The following is a 6,130-nucleotide window of genomic DNA, read 5'->3' on the forward strand; positions in this document are numbered from 1 at the left end:
TGGGAGTTGCCGATCGCCTGAGCCCGCTACAGGACGGCGATCAGTCATTTCTTCTTTTACTGTGTTGGAATCATCAGCTCGCGCACGCCGTTGTCGTGTTCGATCACTTCGCCCGGCAGGCGCAGACGCTGGTCATCGAGGTAGCGGTAATCACGGCGCGCAGCCTGCAACTGGCTCAGATCGAGCTCCGCGCTGAATTGAGACTCATCGCGGCCAGCTTCCTGCAACAGCGTGCCGAATGGATCGACCAACGCGCTGCCGCCAGCGAATACCAGATTGCCGTCGCCCTCTCCGACGCGGTTGACCATCAGCGCAAATGCCTGGTTTTCCTGCGCACGAGCCATGATCGCGGTGCGGTGGGTCGGACCATAAGGGTCCATGTTGCCGTTGGTGACGATGATCAATTCGGCGCCGAGCTGCGCCAGCGCACGGGCTGACTCGGGAAACTCGATGTCATAGCAAATCAGCATGCCGACTCGCACGCCATTCCACAGGCAGGTCGCATAACGGTCGCCGGGCGTGAACACCCCTCGGTCGGACGCCCATAGATGAGTCTTGCGATAGCGCAGCGCGATCCCTTCAGGGGTGATCAGCAAGGTGGTGTTGTAGAAGCGGCCGTTGTCGCTCTCGGCCATGCCGATTACCACAGAGACATTGCGCGCACAGGCGGCCTGCTGCACAGCCTGAACCGTCGGACCGTCCACAGGTTCGGAAATCCCGGCCACCGTTTCGCTTGAAGGGAAGCCCATCAGATGCGTTTCCGGGAATACGATCAACGCGGTATCGCTGGCGCACGCGGCAATCGCATTGAGTGCGCGTTTCAGATTATGGCTCGTGCCATTGTCCTGGCCCGTCAACTGGGCGAATTCGACCTTCATGGGTTCTCCTTATCGAGTCACGTTGCCGAACAGGCGCAAAAATGCTGGCCTGATCATTGGCTCTGCGGGCAGTATGCGCATCAGCGTGCGTTACGGGGTATTACGCAGCTGTAGTAACCCAATAGGGGTAGATCAATGACCATCGCACTTCAGGACCTCGCCTGGCATCGCTCGGTTGCGCAGCTGATCGAGGCGCTGGACCGGCCGAACTTCTGGGCCCAGCTGGTGCGCCTGCTCAATCAGTACGTGAGCTTCGATAGCTGGGTTGCGCTGCAATTCAGCTCCGCACAACGCCCTCAGGTATTTGCCGAAAGCCCGGCGGAGGACGGCAGCCCTGATCAGCTGTTTCAGGATTACCTCAAGGGTCTGTACCTGCTCGACCCCTTCTACATCGCCAGTCGCGAGCGCTCGCAAAGCGGGCTCTTTCGGCTTGCCGAGGTGGCGCCGGAGCATTTCGAGCTGACCGAGTACTATCAGCGATACTTTCGTCTGAATGTCGTGGCCGACGAAATCCAGTTCAATTGCCAGCTCGACAGCGACCGCACCCTTTGTCTCTCGCTGGGCTCAACCCAGCGTTTCAGTGCCGAGCAGATCGCGTTGTTGTCGATGATTCAGCCGTGGGTCATCGCCCTGCTACGCCAACGCCTGCCCTTCGAACTGGCAGAACCGGTTTGCGATCAGGAAGCTGCGGCCGCGCAGCTCCCGACCAGCGACTGGCGGACCCAGTTGGAGGCCTCGGTGCAGCAAAGCCGAGGCGCACAACTGACGGCACGGGAACTGGATGTGGGTCGCTTGATGCTCAGCGGCTGCTCCAGCAAGGAGATCGCGCGCAAGCTGGAAATCTCTGCGGAAACCGTGCGCGTACACAAGAAACATATGTACAGCAAACTGGGGATCAAATCGCAGTCCGAACTGTTCTCGATTTTTCTTCAGGCGCAGAGCGCTTGAGGCGAAGCAAAGTCTTGCCGAAAAAAGGCGCGGCACAGCGCTACCGTCATTAACCGTGTAAAGACCTACAGGATCGCCTATGAGCTTGTCCCTTCTCAGTCGCTACGCCTTCTTCGTTGGCTGCGTGTTGTTCACCTTGTTGAGCTTGCCGTTTCTGTACCACGAGTGGCTTTGGCCCTTCACGCTGGCCACCGCGATACTCAGCCTGATCGGTATTTTCGACCTCATTCAGGTGCCACATTCGGTCCGGCGCAACTATCCGATCCTCGGCAACATCCGCTACGCCGTCGAGACGATCCGCCCGGAAATCCGCCAGTACCTGCTGGAGTCCGACAGCGACGCACTGCCCTTCTCCCGCGCCCAGCGCTCGCTGGTGTACGCACGCGCCAAGAACGAAACGGCCGACAAACCATTCGGCACGCTGATCGATGTCTATGAAACGGGCTTCGAATTCATCAGCCACTCCATGCGACCGGCGCCGTTGTCCGACCCCAACCTGTTCCGCGTCACCGTCGGTGGGCCGCAATGCAGCCAACCGTACTCAGCATCGATCTTCAACATTTCCGCCATGAGCTTCGGCTCGCTCAGCGCCAACGCCATCCGCGCACTGAACCAAGGCGCCAAGCTGGGCAACTTCGCCCATGACACCGGCGAAGGCAGCATCAGTCCCTATCACCGGGAGAACGGCGGCGACCTGACATGGGAGCTGGGCAGCGGCTACTTCGGCTGCCGCACCGAGGATGGCCGTTTCGACCCTGAGCGGTTCGCCAAACAGGCGCAGGATCCACAGGTGCGCATGATCGAAATCAAGATGAGCCAAGGCGCAAAACCTGGTCATGGCGGCATCCTGCCCAAACACAAAGTCACCGAAGAGATCGCCCAGACACGTGGAATCCCGATGGGCGAGGACTGTATTTCGCCGTCACGTCACAGCGCGTTTTCCACCCCGTCCGAGATGATGCAGTTCATCGCTCAACTCAGGGAGTTGTCCGGCGGCAAGCCCGTCGGCTTCAAATTCTGCCTGGGCCACCCATGGGAGTTCATGGGAATCGCCAAGGCCATGATTGAAACCGGTATCCTCCCCGACTTCATCGTCGTCGATGGCACCGAAGGCGGCACTGGCGCGGCCCCGGTCGAGTTCACCGACCACATGGGCGTCCCGATGCGCGAAGGCCTGCTGTTCGTGCATAACACGCTGGTCGGGCTGAACCTGCGCGACAAGATCAAGCTCGGTGCCAGCGGCAAGATTGTCAGCGCCTTCGACATTGCAAGCGTGCTTTCCATTGGCGCCGACTGGGCCAACTCTGCGCGCGGTTTCATGTTTGCAATCGGCTGTATTCAGTCCCAAAGCTGCCACACCAACAAATGCCCGACCGGCGTTGCCACGCAAGACCCATTGCGCCAACGGGCGTTGGTCGTGCCCGACAAAGCCCAAAGGGTGTTCAACTTCCACCGCAACACCCTGCACGCCCTTGCGGAAATGCTCGCGGCAGCCGGTCTGGACTCACCCGATCAACTGGAGGCCAAGCATCTGGTGCGGCGCATGTCGGCCACAGAAGTCAAACAGTTCTCCCAGTCCCACGTATTCCTGCAACCGGGACAATTGCTCAACGGCATCGTCGACGATAGTTTCTACTCGCGCACCTGGCGCATGGCGCGGGCTGACAGCTTTGAGCCCAATGAGATCGATTGATTGGGTTGTCGTTATGGGGGCGGTGCCAACCGCCTCCATTGACTGAAGGCCGATGCCGTATAACTGAGACATCCTGTAATACCCCCCTTTTTGCTTTTACCCCGCAAAACCGCCACGCTTCGCGCCGCCGATCAGCCCCGGCTGCTAGCGTTGAACCAAGGCCAGCCACGGCCCTCTTCTTTAAACAGACTTGCAAGAGCCCACCGTCATGACGAACGGACGCGACCATCGAATCGACTTCTTTCGAGGTTTGGCGCTGATCTTCATTTTTTGGGATCACGTACCGGACAACCCCTTCGCGCAGCTCACCCTGCGCAATTTCGGCTTCAGCGACGCTGCGGAAGTCTTTGTATTTCTCGCCGGTTATGCCGCGGTCCTTGCGTATGGGCGCGTTGCCGAGCGTGACGGATTTGGCGTCGCCTGCCTGCGCATTCTGCGACGCACCTGGGTGCTGTATGTCGCACACATCTTTCTGCTGACGCTCTTGATGGGCATCGTCTTCGTCGCCAACAACCATGTGGAAACCCGAGACATGGTGCGCGAGATGGGCCTGGAGTACTTCGTCGGCAATCCGCAACAGGCACTGGCCGATGAACTGTTGCTGCGCTTCAAGCCCAACCTGACAGACCCGCTGCCGCTGTACATCCTGCTGATGGGCGCGCTGCCACTGATCCTGCCGATCATGTTGCGCAACGCCGCCGTGGCTGTGGGCCTGTCGGTTTCGCTGTACATGATGGTGCCGTTGTTCGGCTGGAACCTGCGCGCCTACGAAGGCGGCGGTTACTGGTACTTCAATCCGGTGGCCTGGCAGTTGATCTTCGTGCTCGGCGGCGCGTTTGCCATGTACACGCAGCGGCCTTCTGAAGGCCGGGCGGTTTCGCGCCCGCTCTGGCAACAACCTCTGTTTCTGGGCGCCGCGCTGTACATGCTGGTATCGGGCACCATTGCCTTCCTGTGGAAGTTTCCCGAGGTCCATGACGCACTGTTGCCCAAGGCGTTCACCGATCTGATCTACCCGATCGACAAGACCAACCTGTCGCCCCTTCGTCTGCTGCATTTTATTGCGCTGGTTTACGTGGTGGCGAAACTGCTCCCGACCTCACACGCCTGGCTCGACAACTGGCCCGCTCAGCAAACCTGTCGCATGGGGCGCTATTCGCTGGAAATCTTCTGCCTGGGCGTACTCCTCGCCCCACTGGCCGACATGGCGAATGCCTTGGCTGACGACGCATGGCAGATGCGCGTCATCACCGCGCTGCTGGGGTTGGGACTGATGCTGCTGCTGTCCAACTGGCTGGAGCTCAATAAACGTTTGGGTAGCCCGAAAGCAGCGCCGGTGGTTCGGGTTTGAGAACGGGGTCTCATTAGGAGGACTCCTCGGAAATTTCCTACTGGTTTATCAGGCAAAGCTTTTTCGCATGCGGCCGTTATGCGAGATGCATGGATAAACCAGTGAGGAGAATAAGGATGGAGATTAAAGGATCCGAGCTGTTGATCAATGGGTACAGAGTGACGGAAATGCCATCTGGCAAGCTCCCCGAAACATGGAGTTGCCCTGAAGACCTTGGCGCGATGCAAAGGCAAAAACTCTACGTAGTCGAACGTTTCCTCCCAAAAAGCTGCTTCCCAACAAGCGTTACCGCTGAAGAACTTAACAGTAACTACTCAAGGGAGGAGGATCTCTGGGGAACCGGGATGATTCCGCTAAAAGAGGGCGAATGCTGCTGGACCTGCAGAATTTACGATGCCTAGGGATTGGAGCTACTGGCGGAGGGGGCGCTTAATGAGCTAAAAAACGCGTTGGAAAAACTCAAAACCAGCCTGACAAAGAAAAACCCGGAGCTGGCGAACAAACCTTTTGACTTCGCCATAGATGGAAATAGCCGAGTCAAAGTTCTGGACACTGGCAACAGACTATCGAACATGGAGATCGATTACATCACTCGGCTGGTCAATGAATCTTCATTAATAAAAGAACTCCTTGCCACTTACACGTCAACATTGGCAGAGCTCACAAAACTGTATGAAAAAAAAGAGAGTGAACCTTTTGCCGAGAACGTGCCGTTACTCAGCCCAAATCCGTCACAGTTAACGGCTAAGGGGAGCGTGAGGGCAAGGTTGTCCAACAGCAATGGTCGGAAGTTGTCGGCGATTTGTATCCAAGCCTGACCGGGAAGACGGGTGCAGTATCAACTGCACCCTTCTCATTACCATCTATCTACAGTGCCTTTTTCTAGTCTTTGACTACAGATGTGAGCTATCCCCAAAACGTAGGGCGTCTCTGTGGTTAACTTTTGCGACTCGAAGAACACTTCGAAAGCATACCAACCCGCCACATGATAGGTAGACAGCCAATGGCGATGTTCGGCGTTAGGCTCGTTCTGTCTAACGCTCATCTCGCCAAAGCTAGCAAACGATTGGCGCTGCGCCGAAAAAGTAAGGAAAAGCGATCTTCAGACGCCAGCACCAATAGGCTCCAGCATCCCAGATGCGGCCGCACGCGAGCCGCCGCCTTTACAAATTTTTCCCCTTCCCGGTGTGTGTCAATGTAGTTGTCGCGTCAGTCTCAAGCAGTTTGTCTGTTCATAGGCTCACGTTCCCGATTCAAGTA

Annotated in this window: 6 protein-coding genes; 5 read left to right on the top strand and 1 reads right to left on the bottom strand. The window is 57.7% G+C overall.

The genetic code is table 11. The features are described 5' to 3' along the window. Window positions 1-56: 56 nt before the first annotated feature. A complete protein-coding gene (locus D3M70_RS21275; protein ID WP_120127620.1) occupies window positions 57-878 on the bottom strand; it encodes a carbon-nitrogen hydrolase family protein in 822 nt (273 codons plus the stop codon). A 135-nt stretch (window positions 879-1,013) separates the two neighbouring features. Here D3M70_RS21275 and D3M70_RS21280 point away from each other — a divergent pair, with 135 nt between their 5' ends. From D3M70_RS21280 to D3M70_RS21300, 5 genes are all read left to right on the top strand, one after another. Continuing rightward, window positions 1,014-1,826 (top strand): helix-turn-helix transcriptional regulator, encoded by an 813-nt coding sequence (locus D3M70_RS21280; RefSeq protein WP_120127621.1) that lies wholly within the window; start codon window positions 1,014-1,016, stop codon window positions 1,824-1,826. A gap of 79 nt (window positions 1,827-1,905) precedes the next feature. Continuing rightward, complete coding sequence (locus D3M70_RS21285) at window positions 1,906-3,519, top strand: FMN-binding glutamate synthase family protein (protein WP_120127622.1); 1,614 nt, start codon at window positions 1,906-1,908, stop codon at window positions 3,517-3,519. Window positions 3,520-3,727: 208 nt separating this feature from the next. After that, entirely contained in the window at window positions 3,728-4,870 is a 1,143-nt protein-coding gene (locus D3M70_RS21290; RefSeq protein ID WP_120127623.1) for an OpgC domain-containing protein, read from the top strand. An 89-nt stretch (window positions 4,871-4,959) separates the two neighbouring features. Continuing rightward, window positions 4,960-5,271: a hypothetical protein gene (locus D3M70_RS21295; protein WP_133306504.1), complete on the top strand. Its 312-nt coding sequence runs from the start codon at window positions 4,960-4,962 to the stop codon at window positions 5,269-5,271. Between the two features lie 3 nt (window positions 5,272-5,274). After that, window positions 5,275-5,688, top strand: coding sequence for a hypothetical protein (locus D3M70_RS21300; protein WP_120127625.1), 414 nt, complete (start codon window positions 5,275-5,277; stop codon window positions 5,686-5,688). Window positions 5,689-6,130 lie beyond the last annotated feature (442 nt).

Source organism: Pseudomonas sp. LS-2, assembly GCF_003605735.1.
In the GTDB taxonomy this organism is placed as follows: Bacteria; Pseudomonadota; Gammaproteobacteria; order Pseudomonadales; family Pseudomonadaceae; genus Aquipseudomonas.

Excerpts from the sequence above, each read along its gene's own strand:
- D3M70_RS21280 (WP_120127621.1), top strand. The coding sequence starts at position 1,014 with ATGACCATCGCACTTCAGGACCTCGCCTGGCATCGCTCGGTTGCGCAG.
- D3M70_RS21290 (WP_120127623.1), top strand. The coding sequence starts at position 3,728 with ATGACGAACGGACGCGACCATCGAATCGACTTCTTTCGAGGTTTGGCG.
- D3M70_RS21295 (WP_133306504.1), top strand. The coding sequence starts at position 4,960 with ATGGATAAACCAGTGAGGAGAATAAGGATGGAGATTAAAGGATCCGAG.
- D3M70_RS21285 (WP_120127622.1), top strand. The coding sequence starts at position 1,906 with ATGAGCTTGTCCCTTCTCAGTCGCTACGCCTTCTTCGTTGGCTGCGTG.
- D3M70_RS21275 (WP_120127620.1), bottom strand. The coding sequence starts at position 878 with ATGAAGGTCGAATTCGCCCAGTTGACGGGCCAGGACAATGGCACGAGC.